The organism is Microbacterium sp. F51-2R (genome assembly GCF_052180235.1).
In the GTDB taxonomy this organism is placed as follows: Bacteria; Actinomycetota; Actinomycetes; order Actinomycetales; family Microbacteriaceae; genus Microbacterium.
The window spans coordinates 1,914,247-1,937,741 of sequence record NZ_CP197470.1; the positions used below are offsets into that span (position 1 = coordinate 1,914,247).

Sequence of the window (23,495 nt, forward strand, 5' to 3'; positions counted from 1 at the left end):
GGCGTCAGCCGGCGTCGATCCCGGATGCGACGGCATGCGGCATCCGTGCCCTCATGACGGCGATCGCGTCGGGGTTGTCGTCGACGAGCACGGCGTCGCGCCCCAGCGCCGACGCGACGGCACCTGTCGTGCCGCTTCCCGCGAAGAAGTCGAGCACGCGGTCGCCGGGCCTCGTCGAGGCCTGGATGATGCGACGGAGGATGCCTTCGGGCTTCTGCGTCGGATACCCGGTCTTCTCGCGACCCGCCGTCGGGACGATCGTGTGCCACCACACGTCGGTCGGGAGCTTGCCGCGCTCGGCCTTCTCGGGCGTGACGAGGCCCGGGGCCATGTACGGCTCGCGGTCGACCGACTCGGAGTCGAACCAGTACCGCGCGGGGTCTTTGACGTAGACCAGGATCGTGTCGTGCTTCGTGGGCCAGCGGCGGCGGGTCTTCGCGCCGTAGTCGTACGCCCAGATGAGCTCGTTGAGGAACCGCTCCCGCCCGAAGAGCGCGTCCATCAGCACCTTGGCGTAGTGGGCTTCGCGGTAGTCGAGGTGGAGGTACAGCGTCCCGTCGGGCGAGAGCAGGCGCCACGCTTCGAGCAGCCGCGGCTCGAGGAACCCCCAGTAGTCGTCGAATCGGTCGTCGTAGGCGCGGAGGTCGCCCCGCAGCCGCTCGTAGTCCCGCCCGTGGAAGCCGCGGCGCACGACCCCCTCCGCCCCGCCGGTTCCGCCCGGCCCCGCCCCGCCCGACCCGGCGGCCCCGCCCGACCCTCCGGCCCCGCCCGACCCGGCGGCCCCGCCCGACCCGCCGGTTCCGCCCGACCCGCCGGTTCCGTCCGACCCGCCGGTTCCGCCCGGCCCCGCCCCGTCCGACCCGTGAGCCTCCATCTGAGCGCCGAGACCGTGGGTGCCACCCGCGCTCTCGGCGCTCAGGTGGAGGTTCACGGGTTTGGTGGAGCGGGCCGTCTCGACGACGCGCTGACGCACGCGGCCGGTGTTGAACGGCGGGTCGAGGTAGACGAGGGTGAAGGAGCCCCCGTCGAAGCCGCGCACGATCTCGAGGTTGTCGCCCTCGTGGATCCAGACGCGGCCCTGCGGCTGCGGATCGGTCACGGCACCCGGTGCAGCCACGTGTCGGTCGAGAACTTCGACTCGACGAGGGCTTCGGCCTCGGCGTATTCCTCGTCGGTGATGTGCCCGGGGGTCGCGCCGTAGAGGGTCGTGAAGGTGTCGATGAAGCGCGCGATGATCGCCTCGCGCGGAAGACCGGTCTGGCTGCGCAGCGGATCGACGCGCTTGGCCGCCGAGGCGGTGCCCTTGTCGCTGAGCTTCTCGCGGCCGATGCGCAGCACCTCCGTCATGACCTGGCCGTCCATGTCGTAGCTGAGCGTGGCGTGGTGGAGCACCCCGCCGTTGGCGAGGCGCTTCTGGGCGGCGCCGCCGATCTTGCCGTGCGGGCTCGCGATGTCGTTGAGCGGCTGATACGTCGCCTCGATCCCGAGCGAGCGCAGCGCCTGCAGCACCCAGTCGTCGAGGAAGGCGTACGAGTCGGCGAAGGTCATCCCCGCGACGAGGGATGCCGGGACGTAGAGCGAATAGGTCACGATCGAGTTCGCCGCCATGAGCATCGCCCCGCCGCCCGAGATCCGGCGCACGACGTCGAAGCCGTGGCGCTTCGCCCCCTCCGGGTCGACCTCGTTGCGGTACGACTGGAACGACCCGATGACGACGGCGGACTCGTTCCACTCCCACACACGGAGCGTCGGCTTGCGGCGGCCGTCGCCGACGCGGCCCGTCAGCACCTCGTCGAGGGCGAGGTTCATGCGCGGAGAGACGGGGTGGTCGTGAACGACCTCCCACTCGAAGTCGCGCCATCCCGGCGCCGTCACGAGCGAGCGCCGCACGGCCGTGCCGACGGATTCGGGCGTGAAGCCCAGGAGCTGCGCCCCCTCGGGGAGGGCCGAGCGCACGGCGGCGGCGATGGTCGCGACATCCGCCTCCACCGGCAGGCCGTTCACCGCGGCGTCGATGTCGAGGAGCGCGTCGTCGGGTTCGAGGAAGAAGTCTCCCGCGAGGTGGAAGTCGGCGATCCTGCCGTCACGCACCTCGAGATCGACGACGACGAGCTTTCCGCCGGGCACCTTGTATTCGCCGTGCATGCCCTCAGCCTAGAGGCGCGTGCCGCCCGCCCGGCGGGCGCACAGCTCCGCTCGGTTTCGGACTGATAGCCTGGGTGCGCGGCTTCTCGCCGCTGCGTCGACGTCATGATTGCGGCCTTCTGTGCCCGACGTCCTTTCGATCGGCGATCCAGAGTGCGTGCCCCATCGCTTGCGGCCGCGCTGTCGCCCCTTCTCGCTCAGGCCTTCGCCTGCGCGTCTCTCCCTGAAAGCACCTCTATGCCTACCTTCCTCGACCTCGGCGTGCCCGAGGCTCTCTGCTCCGTCCTGGCCGCCACCGGCAAGGCGGAGCCCTTCGCCATCCAGCGCGACACCCTCCCCGACTCCCTCGCCGGTCGCGACGTGCTCGGCCGCGGCCGCACCGGCTCCGGCAAGACGATCGCGTTCGCGCTTCCGCTGGTCGCGCGCCTCTCCGGAGCCTTCGCCGCCCGCCGCACCCCCGGCCGCCCCCGCGGTCTCGTCCTCGCGCCGACGCGCGAGCTCGCGACGCAGATCGCCGAGACCATCAAGCCGCTGGCGGATGCCGCGGGCCTGACCGTCACGACGATCTTCGGCGGCGTCAGCCAGAAGCCTCAGGAGCAGGCGCTGCGCTCCGGTGTCGACATCGTCGTGGCCTGCCCCGGCCGCCTCGAGGACCTCATGAAGCAGAAGGTCGCCGACCTCTCCGCCGTCGAGATCACCGTGCTCGACGAGGCCGACCACATGGCCGACCTCGGCTTCCTCCCGGGCGTCACGCGCATCCTCACCGCGACCCCGCAGGGCGGCCAGCGCATGCTCTTCAGCGCGACGCTCGACCGCGGCGTCGACTCGCTGGTCAAGCGCTTCCTCCGCGACGAGGTTCTGCACGAGGTCGACGAGGAGTCGGTGCCGCAGGGCGTCATGACCCACCGCGTCTTCGTGGTGCACTCCGAGCAGAAGTCCGACCTCGTGCGCCACCTCGCCTCGGGGCGCGGCCGTCGCATCCTCTTCACGCGCACGAAGCACCAGGCCAAGAAGCTCGCCAAGCAGCTGACCGCGTCGGGAATCCCGGCCGTCGACCTGCACGGCAACCTCGGGCAGGGCGCGCGCGAGCGCAACCTCGCCGCATTCGGCGCCCCGGCCGACAAGGGCGGCGTTCGCGTGCTCGTCGCAACCGACGTCGCCGCGCGCGGCGTCCACGTCGACGATGTCGAGCTCGTCGTGCACGTCGACCCGCCGGTCGAGCACAAGGCGTACCTGCACCGCTCGGGCCGCACGGCGCGCGCCGGCGCCGAAGGCGTCGTCGTCACCGTCGCGATCGACGCGCAGCGCGGCGAGGTCAAGGACCTCCTCCGCAAGGCGCAGGTCGCCGCTCCCCTCGAGGCCGTCACCGCCTCGCACGCCTCGGTCGCAGAGCTGGTCGGCGACCCCGCTCCGCACGTCACCCCCTCGGCGGCCCCCGCGCAGCGGCCGGCTGCTCAGGGCGGCGGCGGTCGGCGCTCCGGCGGCCAGCGCTCGGCGGGCGCGGCCGGCGATGCCGCGTCGGGCAACGGCGGCTCGCGCCGTCGTCGCGGCGCAGGCACCGGCTCGGGGCAGGCCACAGACCAGTCCTCGCGTCAGGGTGCCCGCCAGGGCGGCTCCGGCCGGTCGAGCGACGCCGTGTCGAAGCAGGCACCCAAGCAGCACGCCGCGAAGCAGCAGCCGGGCGGCGCGAAGCGCAGCGCCCAGCCCGCGACCGGGCGTCCGGCCTCGGGCGCTCAGAAGTTCACGACGGGCAGCACCGTCGCCGAGATCCGCCGCAGCTCCCGCACGCCGGGTCGCCGCGCGCGGGGCTGACGCACAGCCGGAGGGCGCGGCATCCGTCGCCCTCCGGCATCCGTCACCCGGCGCGATCGGTCGCCCTCCGGCATCCGTCACCCGGCGCGATCGGTCGCCCTCCGGCATCCGTCAGTCGCGTGCCGGGAACCGCGCGTCGAGCCACGCGACGAGGTCGCCCCGCACGTCCTCCTGCATGACCTCGTTGAAGATCTCGTGCCGCGCGCCCGGGTAGACGAGCGTCGTGATGTCGGTGAGCTTGGAGCGCGTGCGGTACGCGTCGGCGAGGCGATGCACGCTCCGGGGGCCGCCGACCGTGTCGTCGCGTCCGACCATGAGCAGGATCGGGATGTCGCGGCCGAGGTCCTTGCGCGGGCGCCCGAACAGGCGCGCGGCCTCGATCGGGCCGAAGAGCCTCGCGAGGGGCACGGTCGTGGCGTGCGGATCATCGAGGAACGCGTCGCCCACGGTGAGGTCGGACGAGAGCCACTCGGTGCCCTTGGCGTCCTTCGCCTTCCAGGGCGCGTTGAGATCGCCCGCATTGAGCGAACCGGGCCAGCGCAGAGCCGAGCCCGAAAGGACGACCGCGTCGTAGGCCTCGGGATGATCGTTCACGAGGATCTGCGCGAGGAACGAGCCCCACGAGTGGCCGAGCAGGATGAGCGGGAGCCCCGGATTCTCGTCGCGGATGAGCTGCGTGAACTGCCACACGGCCGCGACCGCCGCGCGGTGCCCGCCCGGGCCGAGACGCCCGAGCTTCGCCTCGTCGCCGTGCTGCTTCATACCCGTGCGGCCGTGACCGCGATGGTCGTCGGCGTAGACCGTGAAGCCCTCCGCCGTGAGCCGCTCGATGAGGGCGGCGTAGCGCCCGGCGTGCTCGCCGACTCCGTGCAGGAGCTGCACGACCCCGCGCGGCGCGGCTTTCGCGGGATGGACGTCGTAGACGATCGCGATGCCGTGCGCATCGATGAACTCGGGCATGCGGACGAGTCTAGGGAGGCGGACCCCGATGCCGCGCTCCCCGGGTCGCTCGCGGTCACCCCGCATTTCGTTTAGCAAAGCTAATGAGCTACGCTAACGACCAGGATGAAGACGACTGCGACCGCTGCCCCCGCCACCCCAGAGCTCGCGACCGAAGCATCCGAATTGCGGATCGCCACCTTCCGCCTCGCCCGGCGCCTGCGCGCACAGCGCGCGATCGACACGATGAGCGACGGCCAGTTCGCCGTGCTCGCGACGCTGAAGGTCCACGGGCCCCACACTCTGGGCGAGCTCGCCGAGCGCGAGCGCGTATCGGCCCCCTCGATGAACCGCACGGTCAACTGCCTCGAGGAGTCGGGCTGGCTCACCCGCACGCCCGACGAGCGCGACCGTCGCAAGGTGAACATCGCGCTGACCGGCGAAGGCCTCGACGTCGTCGAGGAGACCGTCCGTCGCCGCGACGCCTGGCTCGAGGCCGCCATCACGGCCCTCCCCGACGACAAGCGCGCGATCCTCCGCGAGGCCGCCGAGATCATGCGCGAGGTGGCCGCCCTATGAGTGCGATGTTCCGCTCGTTCTCGGTCTTCAACTACCGCATCTGGTTCTTCGGCGCGCTCATCTCCAACGTCGGGCAGTGGATGCAGGCGACCGCCCTCAGCTGGGTCGTGCTCACCGAGCTCACCGACAACGACGCGGGCGCGATGGGCGTCACCATGGCGCTGCAGTTCGCGCCCCCGCTCCTTCTCGTGGGCGTCACCGGCTGGGTCGCCGACCGCTTCGAGCGGCGCAAGCTCCTCGCGATCACGCAGAGCCTCCTGCTCGTGGTCGGCGTCACGATCGGCGTGCTCATCCTCATGGGCGTCATGACGCTGCCGCTCATGTACGCCTTCGCCTTCGCCCTCGGCGTCATCGCCGCCTTCGACAACCCGGCGCGACAGGCTTTCGTCTCCGACGTCGTGTCGCGCGAGAACGCGTCGAACGCGGTCGCCTTGAACGCGGCATCCTTCAACGGAGCCCGCATGATCGGACCCGCCGTCGCGGGTGTCGTCATCGTCGCGGTCGGCACCGGCTGGGTGTTCCTCGTCAACGGCGTGACGTTCCTGGCGATGCTCGTCGCGCTCGTGCTCATCCGCCCGGGCGAGCTCGTGCCGCGCGCCAAGGCGGCCGGCGCCGGGCGGCTCGCCGACGGCTTCCGCTACGTCGGCAAGCGACCCGACCTCATGGTCGCCTTCGCGATGGTCTTCCTCCTCGGCGCCTTCGGCATGAACTTCCCGATCTTCGCGTCGACGATGGCGCTCGAGTTCGGGCAGAACGCCGACGGGTACGGCCTCCTCAGCTCGATCCTGGCGATCGGCTCGCTGACGGGCGCCCTGCTCGCGGCGCGCCGCGACCGCGCCCGCATCCGCGTCGTCGTCGCCGGCACCGCCCTGTTCGCCGTCGCCGGCGCCGTCTCGGCCTTCATGCCGACGTACTGGCTGTACGCCGCGACGCTCATGGTCACGGGCTTCGCCGTCGTCACGACGCTCACGACCGCGAACGGCTACGTGCAGACGACGACCGATCCGGCGCTGCGCGGCCGCGTGCTGGCGCTGTACATGGCGATCCTCATGGGCGGCACGCCCATCGGCGCTCCGATCGTCGGCTGGGTCGCGGCCGAGTACGGGCCGCGCGCGGCGATCCTCCTGGGCGCCGCGGCCGCCGTCGCGGCCTTCGCCGTCGGAGCGGTCTGGATGCTGTCCTCCGGCCGCGTCCGTCGCCACGAGTCGAGCCGGTTCCGCCTCACGATCGACGAGACCCGGCCGCTGCAGGTCGTGGGCCCGGCCCCCGAGGAGTTCAGCGACGAGGTCGCCGGGACGACGCCGATCCGCCTGCCCCTGGACGGCCGGGCGGCCGAGCCCATCGCGAAGGCCGAGCCCCGCCGGGCCTGACCTCGCCCCCTGCTCTGCGACCGCTGCGCCGTCTCGTGCAGCGGTCGCAGTCTTTTCCGGGTCTGCCCCGACCGCGAGACTTCGCAGACGGTGCCCGGCGCGGCGCGTGGGCCACCGTTTGTGAAGTTTCGCGGCGCGGCGGCGGAGTCGCGACAGGGGCGGTTCGGGAGCGGGTCAGGAGGCGGAGAGGGAGACGGATGCCTCGGCGAAGCCCTCCGCCGAGACCGAGACCGTGATCGGCCCCGGGCCGGTCGGCCGCACGAGCGCGAGCGCTCGCCCGTCGTAGGTCGTGACGGACGGGCCCGCGAAGGACTCCTCCGTGCGGGCACGGCCCGTGCCGAGGCCGGCCAGCAGGGCCGGGCCGGCGACCGTCACGGTCACGACGACGTCGCGGTCGCACGGCACGACGCCGGCGGCGTCCTCGAGGGTGACGGCCACGAATGCGAGGGCATCGGCATCCGTCCCCATCCGGTCCGCCTCGGCGCGGGCTGCCAGGCGCACCGGCCCGTCGGCGGTGCGGAGCGTGTGCCGGCCGACCTCCCTCCCGCCTCGGCGGGCGACGGCGGTGAGCTCGCCGCGCCGGTACTCCGTCTCGAACCGGGCGAGGAACCCCTTGTGCTCACCGACCGCGGCGACGCCGAGCGACGAGCCGTCGAGCAGCAGCTCGACCTCGTCGGCGGCGGCGAAGACGTCGACGGTGACGGGGGCGCCGGGAGCGGCATCCCACGACCACGACGCGACCGAGTCGTCCCACGACCAGGGCGTCCGCGCCGTCGGGCGTCCGTGGCGCTGCGGACGGTGCACGGCGATGAAGGGCTCGGCGCGCAGGCCGAAGACGATCTCGCGCCAATACGACACCGTGCGGCGGTGCCCCGTGATGTCGATGTCGCCGCACTCGGCGAGGAGATACGGGTACGGCCCCGCCGTGCCCGTGGCCGTGTAGCCGTCCACGTCGGTGTCGTCGACCCGGCCGATGCCCGATTCGCCGAGGTAGTCCCAGCCGGTCCACGTGAAGTCGCCGATGACGTGCGGAAAGCGCTCCACGAGCGCCCACAGCGCGTCGATACGGGCGGGGAAGGTCTCGGAGCCCACGATCACGCGGTTCGGGTAGGCCGCGGCATCCTGTTCATAGCGCGAGTCGCCGTAGTTGAAGCCGACGATGTCGAGCACCGACGCGGACTCCTCGATCGAGCGGGAGACGAGATCGGAGGCGTTCATGAGCGCCATCTGCTCGCCCATCTCGGCCATCATGGTGTTCGGATCCTTGGCCGAGAGCTCCGCCTGCGCGTCGGCCATGCGATCGAGGTTCGCGATGATCCCGTTGACGCCGTTGGTGACGAAGCGGGTGTTGTCGAGACGCCGGATCTCCTCGGCGAGGCGTCGCCCCCAGGCCGCTCCGATGGGCGTGCCGACCTCGAGGATCTCGTTGCCGATCGAGTACATGATGACGCTCGGATGGTTGACGTCCTTCGCGACGAGGGCCGCGGCATCCGCCTGCCACCACTCCGGGAAGGCGAGCGAGTAGTCGAACCCGGTCTTGGACTCGGTCCACACGTCGGTCAGCTCGTCCATGACGAGCACGCCGTGGCGGTTGCACGCCTCGAGCATCGCGCGGCTCGCCGGATTGTGCGCGCTGCGGATCGCGTTGAACCCCGCGGCCTTCAGAAGCTGGATGCGGCGATCCTCGGCTGCGCCGATCGTGGCGGCACCGAGCGCGCCGTTGTCGTGGTGCACGCACGCGCCGCGGAGCTTGACGGTGTGCCCGTTGATGCGCAGGCCGTGCTGCGGATCCACCTGCAGCGAACGGATGCCGAACACCGTCGTGTCGGAATCGAGAACCTCTTCGCCCGTCGTGAGGGTCGTGCGCAGCGTGTAGAGCGCCGGGGTCTCGGGGCTCCACAGCGCGGGCGCGGCGACGGAGAGACGCACTCGGCCGGTCGCCGGCTCGCCGGGCAGCACTGTGACGGGCGCGGTGCCTGAGGCGACCTCGACGCCGTCGGGCGAGATGACCGACCAGTGCACCCGCGTCTGGCGGGTGTGCCGCGTGGCGTTGCGGACGGTGGTCGCGACGGCCACGACGGCCTGCCCTGCGTCGATGTCGGGGGTCGTCACCCGCACGCCGCCGAGCGGGATGTGCACGGGGTCGGCGACGACGAGGTGGACGGGACGGTAGATGCCGGCGCCGGAATACCACCGGCTGTCCTTGTGCGAGCGCGCCTCGACCGTGATGCGATTGACCTCGCCGAAGCGGAGATAGGCGTCGGCATCGACGGTGAAGCCGGTGTAGCCGTTCGGACGATGGGCGACGAACTCGCCGTTGAGAAGCACGACGGCGTCGCGGTACACGCCTTCGAACTCGAGCTGCACGGTCTTGTCCCGCCACTGCCCCGGCACATCGAAGGTCTTCGCGTACTCGAAGACGCCGCCCGGGTAGTAGCCGGCGTGCACGCCCTGCGGCGAGTCGGCCGAGCGCGGGAGGTCGCGCACGGCGTCGTGGGGCAGCCTGACCGGCTGCGGCTCCTGGCCGGGTTCGGGGGTCTCGAAGGCACCGAGCTTGGGACCGACGGTCCAGCCGTCGGCGAAGTGCAGGCGGATCATGAGTCCCGTTATATACAGAAACCCGAGTGATCGCTAGATTTTAGGAACATCGACAATCATCGGAGATTCTCATGCGAGCCATCATGGTCATGTTCGACAGCCTCAATCGGCGCCTCCTACCGAACTTCGGCGCGAGCGAGATCGAAGCACCCAACTTCGAGCGATTGGCACGCCTGAGCGTGACCTTCGACAACTGCTACGCGGGCAGCATGCCCTGCATGCCGGCTCGGCGCGAGCTCCACACAGGCCGCTACAACTTCCTCCATCGCTCATGGGGGCCGCTCGAGCCCTTCGACGACTCGATGCCCGAGATCCTGAAGAACAACGGAGTCCACACGCATCTGGCGACCGACCACCAGCACTATTGGGAGGATGGCGGAGCGACGTACCACGCCCGCTACAGCACCTTCGAGTTCTTCCGCGGGCAGGAAGGCGATCCCTGGAAGGGACACGTCGGCGGCGTGACCCCGCCGCCGACCGGCAACGGCGACAACTTCCTCACCCGCCAGGACTGGGTCAACCGGCTCTATCTGACCGACGAGCTCGACCACCCGCAGACGCTCACCTTCGACGCGGGACTCCACTTCCTCGAGACGAACTCCGACAAGCAGGACTGGTTCCTGCAGATCGAGACCTTCGATCCGCACGAGCCGTTCTTCAGCTACGAGCGCTACCGCGAGCTCTACCCTGCCCGCAACGATGACCGGATCTACGACTGGCCGTCGTATCGGCGCGTCATCGAGGACGACGAGACGGTCGACGCCGTGCGGGCCGAGTACTTCGCGCTCGTCTCGATGTGCGACCGGTCGCTCGGGCGCGTGCTCGACTTCATGGACGAGCACGACATGTGGGACGACACGATGCTGATCGTCAACACCGACCACGGATTCCTGCTGGGCGAGCACGGCTGGTGGGGCAAGAGCGTCATGCCCTGGTTCGACGAGAGCATCCACACCCCGCTCTTCCTGTGGGACCCCCGGGCGGGCAAGAAGGACGAGCGTCGCTCGAGCCTCGTCGCAACGATCGACATCGCGCCCACTCTGCTGGACTTCTTCGGCGTCTCGCCGACGCCCGACATGCAGGGTCGGCCCCTCCGCGACGTCGCCGCCGACGACTCCCCCGTCCGCGACACGGCACTGTTCGGCGTCCATGGCTCTCATGTGAGCGTGACGGACGGGCGCTACGTGTACATGCGGGCCTCGGTCACCGACGAGAACCAGCCGCTCTATGAGTACACGCTCATGCCGACGCACATGCGCAGCAGATTCTTCGTCGAGGAACTGCGCGACCTCAACCTGGCCGAGCCGTTCTCATTCACGAAGGACGTCCGGGTGCTCAAGATCCCCGCGGTCCCCGCCGGCAGCCCTGCGGCCTACGGCACCCTCCTCTACGACCTGGTCGAGGATCCCGACCAGCGCAATCCCCTGTCGGACCCCACCCTCGAGAGGCGGATGGTCGAACTGCTCGTCCGTGACATGCGGGACAGCGATGCCCCACTCGAGCAGTACGAGCGCCTCGGACTCCCCGCAGCGGGCGCCGTGACCGAGGAGCATCTGCTGGTGAAGCGGCAATGGCACAGCGTCCAGGCGTCATCCTCGCCCGTGCCGCTCATTTCGGACTTCCCCCGCGGCGCGTACGTCGTCAGCACGCCGATCGGCCACCTTCTCGACGACGAGCGGACCCGGGATCTGATCCGGGAAGCGTTCCCCGCGACGCGCAACGACTCGTTCGGGCGCTACTTCGCGGGCATGACTCCGATCATGCTCACCGCCGCGATGCCGCAGGTCAAGAAGGAGCGGCTCGACGAGCTCGAGTCGCAGCTCGTGGCAGTGATCGGCCCGCCGCATGGGCCTAGAGACGCCGGAGCCACGCCGGCGCACTGACCGGAACAGTCGACGCCCTCGGCATGGGAGAGCGAGCAGTATTTGCTTTTTACCTGGGCTTTTCCAGACATCAGGTCGACCACGCCAGCCAGCAGAGAAGGCGTTCGCGAACCACTTTGGCTCTAAAACCTTGTGGTCACTCGGATTTCCCTCTAAAGTCTGACTCACAGCAGACCGACGTTGGACTGCACACAGCATTTGGAAGGACAAGGATGTTCAAGTTCAAGCGAATGGCGGCGGCCACGCTCGTGGCGGCGGCGCTCGCGCTCGCCGGCTGCAGCACCGGCGGTGGCGCCGGCGAGACCGGCAGCGGCAGCGAAGGCGGCACGCTGACGTGGGGCGTCATCGCCCAGGCGTCGACCTTCCAGCAGAAGGACATGCGTTGGGCGAACGAGTCGCCCTACGGCCAGGCTGTCTATGACTCGCTGCTCATCACAAACCCCGACTTCGAGGTGGAGCCGAACCTCGCCACGAAGTGGGAGTACAACTCCGACAACACCGTTCTGACTCTCACCCTTCGCGACGATGTCACGTTCACGAACGGCGAGACCATGACGGCGAAGGATGCTGCCGCAAGCCTCCTTGCATTCCGTGACGGCAGCTCCCCGAACAAGTCCCTGCTGCGCTTCGTTTCCGACGCGAAGGCCGTCGACGACACGACGCTCGAGATCACGCTGTCCGAGCCCGACCCCGGACTGCTCACCGCGATCACGCAGAACGCTGGACTGGTAGCACCGGCGGACAAGGTGGACGACCCAGCGACGGCGACGGATCCGGTCGGCTCCGGCCCGTACATCCTCAACACGAGTGAGACAGTCGTCGGAAGCAGCTACGTCTTCGACAAGAACAAGGACTACTGGAACCCCGACCACCAGCACTACGACAAGCTCATCCTGCAGGTCTATAACGCCGCGCCGGCGCTCCTGAGCGCGGTGCAAGGCGGCCAGGTCAACGTGTCCAATGTGATCGACCGCACGACGCTTCCTCAGATGAAGGCCGCCGGCTACACGCTCAACGAGTCGCAGCTCGACTGGCAAGGCTTCCTCATCATGGACCGCGCCGGTACGATCGTCCCCGCGCTCGGCAACGTCAAGGTGCGCCAGGCGATCAACATGGCGCTCGATCGCGAGGCACTACTCAAGGCGATCGGCAGCGGCTACGGCGAGGTCACCGACCAGATCTTCGCGCCCTGGTCGGCGGGCTATGACAAGAAGCTCGACACGCACTACAAGTACGACGTCACGGGCGCCAAGAAGCTCCTCGCCGAGGCCGGCTATCCTGACGGCTTCGAGGTCACGATGCCCCGCGTCGGTTCGATCCCCGCAGCGCAGTGGACCCTCATGGCCGATCAGCTCTCCCAGATCGGCATCACCGTCAAGTACGACGACGTCCAGCCCGCCGACTTCATCAGCGCGATCCTCGGGGCGAAGTACGCGATGACGTGGTTCCAGCTGCAGATGGGACCGACCGACTGGCAGCTCGCGCAGTTCCAGATCGCGGAGCAGGCGACGTGGAACCCGTTCCACTACACGACGCCCGAGGTCCAGGACTGGATCGCCACGATCCAGACCGGCACCGAGGACGAGGCTGCCGCGGCGGGCAAGGAGTTGAACACCTACCTCGTCGAGAACGCCTGGAACGCCCCGTTCTACCGTCCGACGCAGGTCTTCGTGAGCGACGCCAACACGCAGGTCAAGACCCAGGTCGGCAACGTGGTCCCCTACCTCTGGAACGTCCAGCCCAAGTAGGCCTCAGGTGCCGGGCCGGCCTTCGTCGCCGGCCCGGCGCCCTCCACTCCCAACCCAGGCTCTTCCCGAAAAAGGACCACCGATGTTCCGATTCATCCTCCGCCGCGTGCTCGCCGGCGTCGTGCTCCTGTTCGTCGTCACCAGCATCGCGTACGTGCTTCTCTACCTCGGCGCCGGCGACATCGCACGGCAGCTCCTCGGACAGGACGCGACACAGGAGCAGGTGGCGCAGATGAACGCCCAGCTCGGGCTGGATCAGCCCGTCCTCGTCAGCTACTGGAACTGGCTCACGAACGCCCTCACGGGTGACTTCGGCACCTCCTGGTTCACCCAGCAGCCCGTCGTGGCGGCCATCTCGTCCCGTGTGGCCGTCACGCTTTCGCTCGTGATCGGCACCGTCCTCGTCACGGCCGTTGTCGGCACCGCCCTCGGCGTCTGGGCCGCCCGCAAGCGCGGCGCGGCAGACCGGACAGTCCAGGTCGTCTCGGTGCTCGGGTTCGCGATCCCGGGATTCCTCATCGCGATCTTCCTGGTCAGCATCTTCGCGATCCAGCTCGGGTGGTTCAAGCCCACCGGCTTCGTACCGCTGACGACATCCTTCGTCGGCTGGCTCAGCACGGTGACCCTGCCGATCATCGCGCTTTCGGTCGGCGCCATCGCGGCCATCGCGGCGCAGATTCGCGGCGGTGTCATCGACACGATGCGCTTGGACTGGGTCCGGACGCTCCGAAGCCGGGGCCTGTCCGAGAACCGGGTCCTGTACAAGCATGTGCTGCGCAACGCCGCCGGACCCGCGCTCGCGGTGCTCGGCGTGCAGTTCATCGGACTCATCGGCGGTGCCATCATCGTCGAGCAGATCTTCGCGATCCCCGGGCTCGGCCAGATCGCCACCTCGTCGACGGCGCAGGGTGACATCCCCCTCGTGATGGGTCTGGTCGTCGTGACCGCCCTGATCACCGTGATCGTCGGCATCATCATCGAAATCCTCCACGGATTCCTCAACCCGAAGGCGCGCGTCTCATGAGCGAGTCCGCAACCACCCCCACGATCGACCTTCAGACCGAGGAGCGCGCCGCGCGCTCCCATGTCATGGCGCGCCTCCTGCGCAATCCGATGGGTCTCACCGCGCTCATCATCCTGGTGATCGTCTTCCTGATCGCCTTGTTCGCCGACTTCCTTGCTCCCATGGATCCGAGCCAGGCGGACATCAATCAGGTCATGGCGCCGCCGAGCGCGGAGCACCTCCTGGGAGCCGACAGCGCCGGCCGCGACATCCTCTCGCGTCTCCTCTTCGCGACGCGCTACAGCGTCGCCGGCGCGCTGTGGGCCGTGCTCATCGCCGCCATCATCGGCGTGACGAGCGGGCTCATCGCCGGGTACTACCAGAAGTGGTTCGAGACGACCTCGGTCGCGGTCATCAGCGTCATCCAAGCGCTGCCCGGTCTGGTCATCCTGCTCGCCGCACGCTCCGTCGTGGGTCCGTCGCTCTGGATCATCATGGCCGTCTTCGGTCTGATCCTCTCCCCAGCGTTCTATCGATTGACCGCCAGCGCGGTGGTAGGCGTGCGACATGAGCTGTATGTCGACGCGGCGCGGGTCGCCGGAGTGAGCGACGCCAGCATCATCGGACGGCACATCCTTGCCGTCGTGCGCGCGCCGATCGTCATCCAGGCCGCGCTCCTGGCCGGCATCGCGATCGCCGTGCAGTCAGGACTGGACTTCCTGGGCCTCGGCGACCCTGATATCCCCACGTGGGGTGCCATGCTGTCGGACGCGTTCGCGCGCATGTACGAGGCCCCCCTGATGCTGGTGTGGCCGTCCGCCGCGATCGCGATCACGTCGATCGCCCTCGTCCTCTTCGGCAACGCGCTGCGCGACGAGCTCGAGCGAGCGGCCGCCAAGCCCAAGCGGCGTCGGCGGAAGGCAACGCCGACCGTCTCTCCCGAGCGGGCAGAGGCCACCGTCGTCCACGCCGAGCCCGAGGACGCACGTGCCGCGCTCCTCGAGGTGACCGACCTCGTCGTCGGGTATGACCAGCCGGATGGCAGCGTCAAGCAGGTCGTCAACGGCGTCTCACTCAAAGTCCGCAAGGGTGAGGTGCACGGCCTCATCGGCGAGTCCGGCTCGGGCAAGACACAGACCGCCTGGAGCATCCTGCGCCTGCTCCCCGCCGGAGGACGCGTCGTCTCGGGCACCGTCATGTTCGATGGAAAGGACCTTGCGCACCAGTCCGACCGCGCGATGCAGAAGATCCGCGGGCGGCGGATCGCCTATATCCCGCAGGAGCCGATGTCCAACCTGGACCCGTCGTTCACGATCGGCGCGCAACTCGTCGAGCCGATGCGCGTGACGCTCGGCATCTCGTCCGCCGAGGCCAAGAAGCGCGCGATCGCCCTCCTGGCGCGGGTCGGCATCCCCAACCCCCAGCGCACCTTCGCAGCCTATCCGCACGAGGTGTCGGGCGGGATGGCCCAGCGCGTCCTCATCGCCGGCGCCGTGTCATGCGAGGCGGAGCTGATCATCGCCGACGAGCCGACGACCGCGCTCGATGTCACGGTGCAGGCGGAGATCCTCGATCTGCTCCGTGAGCTGCAGGGCGACCTCGGCGTGAGCGTGCTGATCGTGACGCACAACTTCGGCGTCGTCGCCGACCTGTGCGATCGCGTGTCGGTCATGCAGAACGGGCTCATCGTTGAGACCGGCACAGCGCGGGCCATCTTCGCCGACCCGAAGCATCCCTATACCCAGTCCCTCTTCGCCGCGATCCTCGAGGACGGCGCGGCGCGCGGATCGCTCGACACGTCGTCCGGTAGCCGCACGGTCGAGGAAGGTGCAAGCCGATGATCACCGAACCCCTTCTCGTCATCGACGATCTCGTCGTCGAATACCCCGCGAAAGGATTCCGCAAGAAGCCCTTCCGCGCACTCAAGGGCGTCTCGATCGACATCCGTCCCGGCGAATGTGTCGGGCTCGTGGGCGAGTCCGGCTCCGGCAAGACGACGCTCGGCCGCGCGGTGCTGGGGCTTGCACCCATCACCCAAGGCAAGGTTCATTTCAAGGGCAAGGACATCGGACACCTGGGCCGCAAGGAGCGCCGCGCGCTGTCCGACCAGATCCAGGTCGTCTTCCAGGATCCGTACTCGTCGCTGAACCCGTCGCTTACGATCGAGCAGACGCTCGCAGAGCCCCTCCGGGTGAAGAAGATGTCGTCCGCCGACGCGTCGCGGCGCATCCGCACCCTGCTGGACCAGGTGGGTCTGCCGGCGAACGCCGCCACGAGGCTTCCCCGGGAGTTCTCGGGCGGTCAGCGACAGCGCATCGCGATCGCACGGGCGCTCGCCCTCTCGCCCGAGCTCATCGTCTGCGACGAGCCCGTTTCGGCGCTCGACCTGTCGACGCAGGCGCGCGTGCTCGACCTGTTCAAGGACATCCAGGAGGCGACCGGGGTGGCCTATCTCTTCGTCTCGCACGATCTCGCGGTCGTGCGCCACCTGAGCCACCGCGTCGCCGTGATGTACCACGGCGAGATCGTGGAGTACGGCGACGGCGACAAGGTCACGTCCAAACCCGATCACCCCTACACGCAGCGGCTGCTCCTCGCCGCGCCGGTGCCCGACCCGGGACGTCAGGAGAAGCGCCGGGTCGATCGCCGGCGCCTGCTCGACGAGCAGCGGAAGCAGGATCTCGAGTTCCGCATCACCCGCACCGGCACGTCGCTCGTCGTCGGCGAGTGACATGACGGTTTCCCCACCCGCGAAAGGACGTCGCGTGACGCGCCCCAATCTCATCTTCATCATGTCCGACGATCACGCCGCACATGCGATCTCGGCCTACGGCAGCCGTGTGAACAGCACGCCTCACCTCGATCGAATCGCGAACGAGGGCGTGAGGATGGACGCCGTCTACTGCACGAACTCCATCTGCAGCCCGTCGCGTGCCTCGATCCTCACGGGGACCTACAGCCACGTGAACGGCGTGTCGTCGATCTGGACCGAGATGGACTACCGCGTCCCGACCTTCGTCGAGGTTCTGCAGGACCGGAACTACCGCACCGCGATGTTCGGGAAGTGGCATCTCGGCGAGCACGGTCAAGCCCTCCCCCGCGGCTTCGATATGTGGAAGATCTTCCCAGGCCAGGGCGACTACGTGGACCCGGAGATGATCGACGAGACCGGAACGGCGGTCGTCCCCGGTTACGCGACCGACATCGTGACGGACCTCTCCATCGACTGGATCGACAGCCTCGGTCCTGACGATGCGTTCTGCATGCTCGTGCACCACAAGGCCCCGCACCGCCCGTGGATCCCGGACGAGAAGCACAAGCACCTCTATGCGGACGGCGGCATCCCCGAGCCCGACACGTTTTTCGACGACAACGCGACCCGCAGCAAGGCGGTTCAGGGCGTCCACATGACGATCGCCGACGACATGGGCGCCGACGATCTCAAGGAGGAGGTGCCGGCCCACCTCCGCGGACCGGAGAACCGTGAGGCGCGCATGCGCTGGAAGTACCAGATCTACATGCGCGACTACCTGCAGTGCATTCAGTCGATCGACGAGAACGTCGGACGTCTGCTGGACTTCCTGGACGAGAAGGGCCTCGCCGAGAATACGCTCGTCGTCTACACGTCCGATCAGGGATTCTTCCTCGGCGACCACGGCTGGTTCGACAAGCGCCTGATGTTCGACCAGTCGCTGCAGATGCCGATGCTCGTGCGCTGGCCGGCCGAGATCGCGGCGGGGAGCAGCTGCGAGGCGATCATCACCAACGTGGACTTCGCGGCGACGTTCCTCGATGTGTGCGGCGTCGACGCTGCAGAGGCCCTCCCGACGTCGCAGGGGCGCAGCTTCAGGGCACTTCTGCGCGGCGAGCCCGCGGACGATTGGGCGGATGCCGCGTACTACCGTTACTGGGAGCATGACGACCCGATCCACGCGGCGCCCGCGCACTACGGCATCCGCACGGTCACGCACAAGCTCATCTACTACTACGGTGCGGGACTCGGTGTGCCCGGCGCGTCGGAGCGGACCTTCGAGCCGGAGTGGGAGCTCTACGACCTCGTGAACGACCCGGCCGAGTTGCGCAACGTCGCCGACGACCCCGCGTATGCGGATGTCCGCGCCGCCCTCGAACGCAAGCTCGCCGAGTACCAGGCGCGATACGACGACCTCCCCTACACCGGCCCGGAAACCCCGCACCCGAAGTGGGGACCCTACGACGAGGAGCTCTTCGAGCGGGTCGAGAAGTACGTCGCGGAGATCCGCGGCTCCAGCTGATCGATCGTCCAGACGGCGTCGGCCTTCCCGTTCCCGCGGGACGGTCGACGCCGTTTCAGTGGGAACCCACGTGCAGGGCGACCACGAGCACCACCGCGAGGCTCGTGATGCCGATCGTGAAGATGAAGAGCGCCAGGGCGAGGATGGCACCGGCGCCGGGCAGGCGCGCATGGTCCCCCTCGCGGCGGAGCACGTCGTTGACACGCCGGTATCGTCGCCGCGCGGCGAGGTAGACGGCCGCGGTCACGATGAGGCCGGCGACGCCGCCGAGCGACCACCAGGCGTTGCCGAGCACGGCGGGGAGGAGCCGGAACGCGACGAGCGAACCGGCGGCCAGCGCGAGCGCCGTGCGCCGCCACGCGAGTTCGGTGCGCTCGGGCTGGAGGCCCGCATCGAACAGGGTGCTCATCGCAGCACGATTGCGAGCAGCACGAGGAATCCCGCGAGCGTGACCGAACACCCGAGGACGACTCCGAGCAGCGACGCGGGCAGAGGTCGTCCCTCGCGAAGCGCGAGCTCGGTGCGCATCCACCCGACCCACGCCAGTGCGGGCGTCAAGATGCCGATGCAGACGAGCGTGAGCGACGCCGCGAGACGGAATCCCGCGTGGAGGTCCAGCCCGAGCACCTCGAGCGCGACGCCGCCGGCGATGAGCGCGAGCGACGTGCGGATCCAGGCCAGGAAGGTGCGCTCGTTCGCGAGCGTGAAGCGGGCATCGGGCTCCGTCCCACGGGAGAAGACGGAGCGCGGGAATCGCCGATCGCTCATACCTCGACCGTCCGGAAGCCGGCGTTCCCCATCGAGGAGTCAGGAGTGTTCCGAGACCGGGCCGAATTGCGGTACCGGTTGCAGTACGAGACGTGGCACAGATAGCTGCCGCCGCGCAGCACGCGCACCGATCCGCTCTCCGGCCCAGCGGGGCTCATCGCGGGTGACCGCGAGTAGTACGCGGGGTCCATCCAGTCCTGACACCATTCCCAGACGTTGCCGACGGTCTGCCACAGACCGTAGCCGTTCGGCTGGAACGACCGAACGGGCGCGGTCGTCAGGAATCCGTCGTCTTGCGTGTTCACGCGGGGGAATTCGCCCTGCCAGATATTGGCGCGCCAGCCGCCCGCATCGACCTCGTCATCACCCCAGGGGTACTTCGCCTGATCGATCCCGCCGCGCGAGGCGTACTCCCACTCCGCCTCGGTGGGCAGGCGCCGGCCCGCCCATGCGCAGTACGCGACCGCGTCGTTCCAGCTCACGTGAACGACCGGGTGGTCCTCCAGGCCGTCGATCGACGAGTCGCGGCCGCCTGGGCGACGCCAGTCAGCACCGCGCACGCCGAACCACCACGGCGTGCCCGACGCAGGCCCCATGACATCTTCGGCAGGCGCCTGCACCGCGAGGTGGAATACGGCCGAGTAGCCGAACGCTTCCGCATCGGTGCGATAGCCCGTCGCCTGCACGAAGTTGTCGAACGCCGCGTTCGTGACACTCGTGGCGTCGATCGAGTACGCACTCAGCGTCACGCGGTGCTGCGGCACCTCGCCGTCGGCTGGAATGCGATCACCCGAGGAGTCGCCCATGACGAAGTCGCCCGCCGGGACGAGTGCCTGCGCCACGGTGTGGCGAGTGGGCTCCGATGCCGCATCGAAGGCGATCAGGGGTCGCGCTCCGACCTCGACGAACTGCGATCGGTCGGGCGCGCCGCACGCGCACGCGTCGCCGCAGCCGGCCTCAGTGCTCATGAGAGCTCGGCGAGGTCGCTGCCCGCCTCCGTGTCCGCACGCAGCTCCGTGACGAACGACCCGAAGAAGTCCGCGAGCTCCTGCGCCATGTCGACGACGTCGCGGTCGAGGAGCCACTGCACCTGCAGTCCGTCCATGAGCGCGATCGTCGAGATCGCGGCGCGCACAGGATCGACCTCGATGGTCAGGCGGCCCGCGTCGGCGAGGCGCCGAAACGCGTTCGCGATGGCGGATCGTGTATCTGCGTAGCGCCGGGTGAAGTACTCGTGGGCCGGGTGATCGGGCGAGGTCGCCTCGGCCGACAGCGTGCAGTAGAGTTCCACGACGCCCGGCACGCTCGCGTTGTACGCCGCGAGCTCGACGAGACCGCGGAGCGTATCCGCGCCGTCGGGAGCGTCCATCGGCACGACGCTCCGCGCGAGATCGTCGCGGTGCTCGAGGACCGCTTCGAGCAGCTTCACCTTGTTGGGAAAATGGTGGAGGAGCCCTGCCTCACTGATTCCGACGAGGGTCGCGACGTCGCGGATCGAGCCCGAGCGGTACCCGGACTGCGCGAAGACCTCCAGGGCGGCATCGAGGATCGCGGTCTTCCGCGCGCGCGTCTTTGCGTACTCGCCGCGCGGCTTGCGCGCGGGCCGTGCATCGGTCGAGCTGCTCATCCTCGTTCTCCACGTTCTGCGCTCACCGATTCGTGGTGAGACATTCGAGAGCCGTTCCGTTCATTGTGGGGCACCGCATCGGGTAAACCTAGCGATCGATCGGATTTCGTGCGAGATGGTGCGCCGATCCGGTCGGACTCGTGACGACTCTATGCTCCCAGAGCTAAAACCTAGCGATCACTAGGCATTGGTGTTAGCGTGACTTCCAGAGGATCCACGGTCGTGTCGCTCGCAGGCGAAGCGCTCTACGGAATCCTGCCGAGCCGCCTCTGCAACCGAAGGACTGTCCGTGACCTCGAACCTGACCACGCATCCGTCTCCCCAGCCCGCGACCGCCGAGCACCTCATCCCGCTCCTGGACAGCCTCACCCTCGAGCAGAAGGCCGCCCTCGTGCAAGGGGCCGACTTCTGGACGACCGTCCCGCTTCCCGAGATCGGCCTGCGCGCCATGACCCTGTCGGACGGTCCCGCGGGGGTCCGCGGTCCTCGGTGGGACGAGCGCGAGCCGTCGCTCAACCTCCCCTCGGGCTCGGCGCTGGCGGCCTCGTGGGACGTCGACCTGGCGTACCGGTACGGGGCGGCCGCGGCATCCGAGGCCCGACGCAAGGGCGTGGACGTCGTGCTCGGACCGACCATCAACCTCCACCGCTCGCCGCTCGGCGGCCGGCACTTCGAGTGCTTCAGCGAAGACCCCGAGCTCAGCGCCGAGCTCGCCGCCGCCTATGTGCGAGGCCTCCAGGACAACGGGGTCGCGGCGACCCCCAAGCACTACGTCGCCAACGACTCCGAGACCGACCGGTTCACCGTCGACGTCCGCGTCGACGAGCGCACTCTCCGCGAGCTCTACCTGGCCCCGTTCGAACGCGCCGTCGAGGCCGGCGCCTGGTCGATCATGAGCGCCTACAACTCCGTCGACGGCGTGACGATGACCGAGAACGACCTCCTCGAGACGCCCCTCAACTCCGAGTGGGGCTTCGACGGCGTCGTCGTCAGCGACTGGACCGCCGTCCGCTCGCTCGACGCCGTCGCCGCCGCGCAGGACCTCGCGATGCCCGGCCCCGCGCCCGCCTTCGCCGACCTCGTCGACGCCGTCCGCGACGGCCGTGTGAGCGAGGCCGATCTCGACCGCAAGGTGCTGCGTCTCCTCCTCCTCGCCGAGCGCGTCGGCGCTCTCGAAGGCACGCAGCCGGTCACCCCCGCGGCCGTCGACGGCGTCGCGTTCGTGAAGGAAGCGGGGATCGCCGGCACGGTGCTGCTCGCCAACGACGGTGTGCTCCCCCTCGACCCCGCCTCGCTCACGAAGATCGCCGTCATCGGCCACAACGCGCGCGAAGCCCGCACGCAGGGCGGCGGGAGCGCGACGGTGATCCCCGAACGTGTGACCTCGCCACTCGACGGCATCCGCCGCGCCTTCCCCGATGCATCGGTGACGTACGAGCTCGGCGCCGTCGTGCAGGAGGGGGTCGCCGAGATCCCGCTCGCGCAGCTGACCAATCCCGCGACGGGTGGTCCGGGGGTGCGCATCACGTTCTTCGGCAACGGCGGAGACGAGATCTTCGCCGAGGACCGCCGCTCGACCGCGCTCGTCTGGTTCGGTGGCGATGCCCCCATCGCCGCGAGCCGGCGCGTGGTGCTCGAGGGTGTCCTCACCCCGGCCGAGTCAGGCGACGTGCTCCTCGGCTTCGCGGGCGCCAACCCCGGGCGCCTCTTCGTCGACGGCGAGCTGATCATCGACGACGCCCCCGTCATCGAGGGGACCGACCTCGGCGCGGCATTCCTCAACCCGCCGTCGCTCGCCGCGCCCGTCGCGCTCGAGGCGGGGGTCGCGCGCACCATCCGCGCCGAGTTCGACCTCGACCAGGACGGCGCCCTCGTGGGCGCCCTGGCCTTCACGGTCGGCATCGCCCCCGACGACTCCGACCCCGACGGGCTCATCGCGCGCGCCGTCGCGGCGGCCGCGGCATCCGATGTCGCCGTCGTCGTCGTCGGCACGAATTCGAAGGTCGAGTCGGAGGGCTACGACCGCGTCGACCTCGACCTGCCCGGGCGCCAGGACGACCTCGTCCGCGCCGTCGCCGCGACCGGCACGCCCACGGTCGTGGTCGTCAACGCCGGCTCGCCGGTCGTGCTGCCGTGGGCGGACGAGGTCTCGGCCGTGCTGCAGGGGTACTTCGGCGGACAGGAGTTCGGCACCGCGATCGCCGAAGTGCTGAGCGGCGCCGCCGAGCCCGGCGGCCGGCTCCCCACAACGTGGCCCGCCGCGCTCACGGACGTGCCGGTCACGCAGGTCGCGCCCGAACTCGGCGTGCTGCGCTATTCGGAGGGCCTCCACATCGGGTACCGGGCATGGCTGAAGGATGCCGCCGAGCCGGCCTTCCCCTTCGGGCACGGTCTGGGCTATACGACCTGGTCCTGGGCTGTCGCGCAGCGCGACGGCGCTGCGGTGGAGGTCACGCTGCGCAACACCGGCGACCGCGCCGGCAAGCAGGTCGTGCAGGTCTACGCCGAGCGCGCCGAGTCCGCCGTCGAGCGCCCCGAGCGCTGGCTCGTCGGATTCGACGTCGTCCGGGCCGCGCCGGGCGAGACCGTCACGGCGCGGATCGATGTGCCCGCGCGGCGGCTGGCCCACTGGGCCGGGGAGTGGGTCGTCGAGCCGGGTGCGTACACCCTGCGCGCCGGAGCATCCGTCGCCGACCTCCCCCTGACCCTCGAGTGGACCGCCGGCTGACCCCTCACCCGCCGCCAGCCG

Annotated in this window: 18 protein-coding genes; 10 read left to right on the plus strand and 8 right to left on the minus strand. The window is 69.5% G+C overall.

The window, feature by feature from the left end; translation table 11 throughout:
• Positions 1-4: 4 nt before the first annotated feature.
• Together ACSBPH_RS08570 and ACSBPH_RS08575 are read right to left on the minus strand one after the other, a co-directional pair.
• Entirely contained in the window at positions 5-1,099 is a 1,095-nt protein-coding gene (locus ACSBPH_RS08570; protein ID WP_442577166.1) for a DNA-methyltransferase, read from the minus strand.
• On the minus strand, positions 1,096-2,145 hold the full coding sequence (locus ACSBPH_RS08575; RefSeq protein WP_442577167.1) for a lipoyl protein ligase domain-containing protein: 1,050 nt from the start codon (positions 2,143-2,145) through the stop codon (positions 1,096-1,098). The genes ACSBPH_RS08570 and ACSBPH_RS08575 overlap by 4 nt, the downstream gene beginning before the upstream one ends.
• Positions 2,146-2,382: 237 nt before the next feature.
• Between ACSBPH_RS08575 and ACSBPH_RS08580 the strand changes: the two genes are divergently transcribed.
• The gene (locus ACSBPH_RS08580) at positions 2,383-3,957 is read left to right on the plus strand and encodes a DEAD/DEAH box helicase (protein WP_442577168.1); all 1,575 of its coding nucleotides are present in this window, start codon (positions 2,383-2,385) and stop codon (positions 3,955-3,957) included.
• A gap of 111 nt (positions 3,958-4,068) precedes the next feature.
• Here ACSBPH_RS08580 and ACSBPH_RS08585 read toward each other — a convergent pair whose 3' ends face one another.
• On the minus strand, positions 4,069-4,917 hold the full coding sequence (locus ACSBPH_RS08585; protein WP_442577169.1) for an alpha/beta fold hydrolase: 849 nt from the start codon (positions 4,915-4,917) through the stop codon (positions 4,069-4,071).
• 105 nt (positions 4,918-5,022) lie between these two features.
• Between ACSBPH_RS08585 and ACSBPH_RS08590 the strand changes: the two genes are divergently transcribed.
• Both ACSBPH_RS08590 and ACSBPH_RS08595 read left to right on the plus strand, forming a co-directional pair.
• On the plus strand, positions 5,023-5,475 hold the full coding sequence (locus ACSBPH_RS08590) for a MarR family winged helix-turn-helix transcriptional regulator (protein WP_442577170.1): 453 nt from the start codon (positions 5,023-5,025) through the stop codon (positions 5,473-5,475).
• Positions 5,472-6,845 (plus strand): MFS transporter, encoded by a 1,374-nt coding sequence (locus ACSBPH_RS08595; protein WP_442577171.1) that lies wholly within the window; start codon positions 5,472-5,474, stop codon positions 6,843-6,845. Before ACSBPH_RS08590 ends, ACSBPH_RS08595 begins: the two co-directional genes overlap by 4 nt.
• Before the next feature lie 174 nt (positions 6,846-7,019).
• On the opposite strand, the gene ACSBPH_RS08600 is transcribed toward ACSBPH_RS08595, so the two are convergent.
• On the minus strand, positions 7,020-9,443 hold the full coding sequence (locus ACSBPH_RS08600) for a glycoside hydrolase family 2 TIM barrel-domain containing protein (protein ID WP_442577172.1): 2,424 nt from the start codon (positions 9,441-9,443) through the stop codon (positions 7,020-7,022).
• A 71-nt stretch (positions 9,444-9,514) separates the two neighbouring features.
• Here ACSBPH_RS08600 and ACSBPH_RS08605 point away from each other — a divergent pair, with 71 nt between their 5' ends.
• The 6 genes from ACSBPH_RS08605 to ACSBPH_RS08630 all read left to right on the plus strand — a co-directional run bounded on the left by ACSBPH_RS08605 (position 9,515) and on the right by ACSBPH_RS08630 (position 18,351).
• Positions 9,515-11,326, plus strand: coding sequence for a sulfatase (locus tag ACSBPH_RS08605; RefSeq protein ID WP_442577173.1), 1,812 nt, complete (start codon positions 9,515-9,517; stop codon positions 11,324-11,326).
• Positions 11,327-11,538: 212 nt separating this feature from the next.
• A complete protein-coding gene (locus ACSBPH_RS08610) occupies positions 11,539-13,074 on the plus strand; it encodes an ABC transporter substrate-binding protein (protein ID WP_442577174.1) in 1,536 nt (511 codons plus the stop codon).
• Positions 13,075-13,156: 82 nt separating this feature from the next.
• Positions 13,157-14,098 carry an ABC transporter permease gene (locus ACSBPH_RS08615; protein WP_442577175.1) on the plus strand — a complete coding sequence of 314 codons (942 nt, stop codon included), beginning with the start codon at positions 13,157-13,159 and terminating at the stop codon, positions 14,096-14,098.
• Positions 14,095-15,918: a dipeptide/oligopeptide/nickel ABC transporter permease/ATP-binding protein gene (locus ACSBPH_RS08620; RefSeq protein WP_442577176.1), complete on the plus strand. Its 1,824-nt coding sequence runs from the start codon at positions 14,095-14,097 to the stop codon at positions 15,916-15,918. Before ACSBPH_RS08615 ends, ACSBPH_RS08620 begins: the two co-directional genes overlap by 4 nt.
• Positions 15,918-16,808 (plus strand): ATP-binding cassette domain-containing protein, encoded by an 891-nt coding sequence (locus ACSBPH_RS08625; protein WP_442577270.1) that lies wholly within the window; start codon positions 15,918-15,920, stop codon positions 16,806-16,808. The genes ACSBPH_RS08620 and ACSBPH_RS08625 overlap by 1 nt, the downstream gene beginning before the upstream one ends.
• Positions 16,809-16,842: 34 nt before the next feature.
• Positions 16,843-18,351: a sulfatase family protein gene (locus tag ACSBPH_RS08630; RefSeq protein WP_442577177.1), complete on the plus strand. Its 1,509-nt coding sequence runs from the start codon at positions 16,843-16,845 to the stop codon at positions 18,349-18,351.
• Between the two features lie 55 nt (positions 18,352-18,406).
• Here ACSBPH_RS08630 and ACSBPH_RS08635 read toward each other — a convergent pair whose 3' ends face one another.
• Genes ACSBPH_RS08635 through ACSBPH_RS08650 form a run of 4 tightly spaced genes read right to left on the minus strand, consistent with a single transcriptional unit; the run spans position 18,407 to position 20,746 of the window.
• Entirely contained in the window at positions 18,407-18,760 is a 354-nt protein-coding gene (locus ACSBPH_RS08635) for a DUF202 domain-containing protein (protein WP_442577178.1), read from the minus strand.
• Positions 18,757-19,119 carry a YidH family protein gene (locus ACSBPH_RS08640; RefSeq protein WP_442577179.1) on the minus strand — a complete coding sequence of 121 codons (363 nt, stop codon included), beginning with the start codon at positions 19,117-19,119 and terminating at the stop codon, positions 18,757-18,759. Before ACSBPH_RS08640 ends, ACSBPH_RS08635 begins: the two co-directional genes overlap by 4 nt.
• Positions 19,116-20,087 carry a formylglycine-generating enzyme family protein gene (locus ACSBPH_RS08645; protein ID WP_442577180.1) on the minus strand — a complete coding sequence of 324 codons (972 nt, stop codon included), beginning with the start codon at positions 20,085-20,087 and terminating at the stop codon, positions 19,116-19,118. The genes ACSBPH_RS08640 and ACSBPH_RS08645 overlap by 4 nt, the downstream gene beginning before the upstream one ends.
• Positions 20,084-20,746: a TetR/AcrR family transcriptional regulator gene (locus ACSBPH_RS08650; RefSeq protein ID WP_442577181.1), complete on the minus strand. Its 663-nt coding sequence runs from the start codon at positions 20,744-20,746 to the stop codon at positions 20,084-20,086. Before ACSBPH_RS08650 ends, ACSBPH_RS08645 begins: the two co-directional genes overlap by 4 nt.
• Positions 20,747-21,029: 283 nt before the next feature.
• On the opposite strand from ACSBPH_RS08650, the gene ACSBPH_RS08655 reads away from it, so the two are divergent.
• Positions 21,030-23,474, plus strand: a complete 2,445-nt coding sequence (locus ACSBPH_RS08655) for a beta-glucosidase H (RefSeq protein WP_442577271.1) — start codon at positions 21,030-21,032, stop codon at positions 23,472-23,474.
• Positions 23,475-23,495 lie beyond the last annotated feature (21 nt).